Origin of the sequence: Aeromonas sp. QDB14 (assembly GCF_027707845.1) — a bacterium.
In the GTDB taxonomy this organism is placed as follows: Bacteria; Pseudomonadota; Gammaproteobacteria; order Enterobacterales; family Aeromonadaceae; genus Aeromonas; species Aeromonas caviae.
The window spans coordinates 1-656 of the sequence record NZ_JAPCJD010000214.1 but is presented as its reverse complement, the minus strand read 5'-3'; the positions used below and the strand labels follow the sequence as shown (position 1 = coordinate 656).

The window sequence follows — 656 nt, the reverse complement described above, 5'->3', positions numbered from 1 at the left end:
AAAATCGGCTAAAACATGAAGAAATGAAATGACTGAGTCAGCCGAGAAGAATTTCCCCGCTTATTCGCACCTTCCCTTGCCGATCACCTCGTCACGTTCAAATCCCACGATCTTGAGAAACAGCGCGTTGGCGAAGGTGACCACTCCCGCCGGGGTGAACTGGACGAAGGGGACCTGCAACTGGATAGCCTGTTCAAATGCCCCCAGTTCCACCACCCTTGCCGCTTGCTCACTGGCTTCCTTGCTTGCTTTTTGATTCCAGAACATGACAGCGCTCCTCCATGAGACCCTTGAATGGGATAACGACCAAATCTGAGTAAATTAACAATAGCATTGCGTCCTGATGAGTCGTCATCGAACTCAAATTAACTTTTTATTTTTCAATGTTGATAAATGGCTTTTTAATTGTGGGGTCTCGTACAAGGGTTATTTATCTCCTGGGCCGCCCTGGCCCCAGGGAATATTGGCATGAAGGCGCCTCTTTTGGCACTGACTATTCTATATATCGCCTTCATATGAACCCAGTGGCGCGCCATGTGGCCTATATGGGGATTCAATGAGTCTTATATGGGCACAGTGAAACGCGAATTCAACTTCGAAGTGCGACACTCGCCTATGCCGCCTGACAGTACTCTTCGAATACCTTGACAGGCTGC

The 656-nt window shown here is 48.6% G+C and carries 1 protein-coding gene; it reads right to left on the bottom strand.

Translation table 11 applies throughout. The features are described from left to right. Positions 1 to 60: 60 nt before the first annotated feature. The gene (locus tag PG887_RS22570; protein ID WP_223954967.1) at positions 61 to 267 is read right to left on the bottom strand and encodes a PAS domain-containing protein; all 207 of its coding nucleotides are present in this window, start codon (positions 265 to 267) and stop codon (positions 61 to 63) included. Between the last annotated feature and the right edge of the window lie 389 nt (positions 268 to 656).

Bases quoted from the DNA above. Each gene is read 5' to 3' on its own strand.
- PG887_RS22570 (WP_223954967.1), bottom strand. From the start codon at position 267: ATGTTCTGGAATCAAAAAGCAAGCAAGGAAGCCAGTGAGCAAGCGGCA.